Consider the following 2,829-nt stretch of genomic DNA (forward strand, 5'->3'; position numbering starts at 1 on the left):
AGTCACTAAGCTACTAAGCTCCTGAATGCGTTGCATTCATAGCAGAGCTTCTTCGCCCCCATGTGTTCGCTGCGCGAGCTACGAGAGTAGGTCATTTCCTTTATGGTTGATATTTTGGTATGTATGTTGATGTCAGGCTTAGAGCCAACCCATGAAGTGTGGACTCATGTTCGAAGCTGGCCATTTCCAGACGCCACTTTGGTTTTCACTTTTTAGAAAAGTGAAGACAAAACAGTAATGAAAGAGCCCTAGCATAAAACGTTAGGGCTTTTTCGTATATGCGGTTCGCTAAGCCATATACCCTCGACATCACGCCATCGCAAAGCGAGAAGGTAAGTAATACCTCCTCCTAAAGCAAAAGAAGTTGCATATCGCGTCTCCAAGGGTTCTTGCTGGCACTCTCATTGCACAAACCTAGGGCGTTTACATCTGGGGCTGTTTAAGCGGTGCTTTGTTGGCAAAGCTGCTCACTTAGGTCGTTTGATGAGGTTGTACTTACTGCTGGTTTGTATATATGGTTTTAAAGGTTCAATAGCTTTAGAGTGAGAAACTAGAGCTTACGGATAGGTTCGCTTGAAACATAATACTAACGGGTTATTACGAAGTTGATATTTGAGTGATAACTTGGTTGACAGCGTTGTCATTAAAAGGATGTGTGATGAACAGTTTGAACTTAGGGATGTGTGGTGCCATTGGATTATTGTTTACCGGCAGTGTTGTAGCCAATGAAGGTCTGTTTTTTGATGATTTTAGTTATCAGACTATGCAGCAGTTTAATGATAATGGCTGGAAAGCACGCACTCAAACAGGACACCCAGGTATTAGTGGTGCAACTTGGTTAGGTGAAGGCGTGAGTTTTCATCCACAGCTTCAGGGCGCTCATTCGGGCGGGTTTTCTATGAAGTCAGTGACTGCAGGAAAAGCAAGCAATACTCGCCATACTCAAGTCTGTCATGCCCGTAAATACCTATATGGTACCTATGCCGCGAGAGTGTTCTTTAGAGATGAACCCAATTTCGGTCCTGACGGCGATGAGGTTATTCAAACATTCTATACGATTAGTCCGTTAGCTTATCCAATGGATCCTAGTTACAGCGAAGTTGACTTTGAATATTTGCCCAATGGTGGATGGGGCAGTAATAGTCACAGTGCGATGTGGACAACAACATGGGAAACCTTTCAATTATCTCCCTGGACGAAAGTTAATGAATACACTCGCAAACCTGGGAGTTATGCTGGTTGTCATGTGTTGATGATGACTGTAGAGCCTCAAGGGGTTAACTATTACGTGGATGGAGAGCTTATTTCCCATCATTCAGACAAGGTTGCACCAGAGAAGCCTATGTCGATTAATTTTAATCTTTGGTTTATGCCAAAAGGTGCAGATGGTTCGATGGGGCCTGTTGAGTCCGATGAGCTTCGAGAGTATCAACAGGATGTGGACTGGGTTTACCATAGGGTCGATAAGGTGTTAGCGTTTAATGAGGTAGTAAAGCAGGTTAACCAACTGCAGGCTAACAATCATGATTATGTTGATAACGTTAAGCCGATGCAGCCTGCTTTGGCATCGCCTTGTGGTCTTTAAAAGTGGGTTATTGCTAAGGATATGAGCGTAAATTAGCGAAAAATAACCTTCTTGGGTGAAAAAGCTGCAATCGATGCAACTTAAACGAAAAAATCCTTTACCTTTGCAAGGTGTTTTAGCATAATGCCCCACGTCAACAGGGGTGTAGTTCCAATTGGTAGAACAGCGGTCTCCAAAACCGATGGTTGCGGGTTCGAGTCCTGCCACCCCTGCCACATTTAGAAAAGCCGTTCAGTAATGAACGGCTTTTTGCTTTTTCGGATAACCACTCTAGCAATAACGTTTGGTATTTTTTGCTAAGCCTTTATACTCTATTGCCTAATTTCTCTATTTTCTGGAACCGCCTTGTTGGATAAAGCAGCCTTTTTAGATGCCCTTGGGGTTAAGCGTTGGCGGCCGTCGACACCGATGGGGGAACGCTTGGTTATTCTTGTTGATAGTGGCGATCATCTTCAAGGTGATCATCCGTTAATTAGCAGCATATTGCGACTAGTCGACTGTGAAAATGCCACTGTTGATATACAAGAAAATTACAGTAGAGATATGACCGTTTTTTGGGATATGCGCGCGCGTAAGTTGCCAAAAGCTAGTTGTGTATTGTCATCACCGCCCTTATCTAAGCTGCAACAAGAGTCGCATGCTAAAAGGGCATTATGGCAACAAATTTATGAGCGATAATATGGCTGCAATTCGTCGTATCGAGCTAATACCAAGTACTCAAGCTTCAGAGGTTGCTGTGCTTGCTGCTCAGTGTCACCAGTTCCCAATGTCGCTCACAAGTATCGAAGGCTGCTTTGGTCGCTTCTACAGCGTGTCAGGGCTTTATGAGGGGCACAGTTTAGTCGGGTTTTATATTCTACATACTCTGTTTGAGGATGCGACGATTATCGATATTTGTATCTCACCCGATAAGCAAGGTTTAGGCTGCGGTAAAATGTTACTTAATGCGGCATGCACAGAAGCGAAGGGACTGGGTGCAGAGCGGTTATTATTGGAAGTGCGACAAAGTAATGATAGTGCTATTGGGTTATATACCCAGAGAGGCTTTATAAAAACGGCGACGCGAGAGGGGTACTACCCCTGCGATAATGGCCGCGAGAATGCGGTGATTATGGAACTGCAATTAGATAATAAAAAAGCGCCTTAACGGCGCTTTTTTATTAATAGGTGACCCGTCCTAAATAACGTTGACACTTTTCAAACCTTTTTTGGAGAGTGTTATGAAATCAACAGTTAAGCGAACT

General features: G+C 43.8%; 3 protein-coding genes and 1 tRNA gene. All 4 read left to right on the forward strand.

What is annotated here, in order from left to right; genetic code table 11:
• Positions 1–658: 658 nt before the first annotated feature.
• The 4 genes from ACHUFW_RS21745 to rimI all read left to right on the forward strand — a co-directional run bounded on the left by ACHUFW_RS21745 (position 659) and on the right by rimI (position 2,732).
• Positions 659–1,585: a glycoside hydrolase family 16 protein gene (locus tag ACHUFW_RS21745; protein WP_394206061.1), complete on the forward strand. Its 927-nt coding sequence runs from the start codon at positions 659–661 to the stop codon at positions 1,583–1,585.
• A gap of 138 nt (positions 1,586–1,723) precedes the next feature.
• Positions 1,724–1,800 (forward strand) — tRNA-Trp (locus tag ACHUFW_RS21750).
• Between the two features lie 130 nt (positions 1,801–1,930).
• Positions 1,931–2,263: a DNA polymerase III subunit psi gene (locus ACHUFW_RS21755; protein WP_394206063.1), complete on the forward strand. Its 333-nt coding sequence runs from the start codon at positions 1,931–1,933 to the stop codon at positions 2,261–2,263.
• On the forward strand, positions 2,253–2,732 hold the full coding sequence (rimI, locus tag ACHUFW_RS21760; protein WP_394206065.1) for a ribosomal protein S18-alanine N-acetyltransferase: 480 nt from the start codon (positions 2,253–2,255) through the stop codon (positions 2,730–2,732). Before ACHUFW_RS21755 ends, rimI begins: the two co-directional genes overlap by 11 nt.
• Positions 2,733–2,829: the final 97 nt, after the last annotated feature.

It is taken from the genome of Shewanella waksmanii, assembly GCF_043643685.1.
In the GTDB taxonomy this organism is placed as follows: domain Bacteria; phylum Pseudomonadota; class Gammaproteobacteria; order Enterobacterales; family Shewanellaceae; genus Shewanella; species Shewanella waksmanii_A.

Bases quoted from the DNA above. Each gene is read 5' to 3' on its own strand.
- ACHUFW_RS21745 (WP_394206061.1), top strand. From the start codon at position 659: ATGAACAGTTTGAACTTAGGGATGTGTGGTGCCATTGGATTATTGTTT.
- rimI (WP_394206065.1), top strand. From the start codon at position 2,253: ATGAGCGATAATATGGCTGCAATTCGTCGTATCGAGCTAATACCAAGT.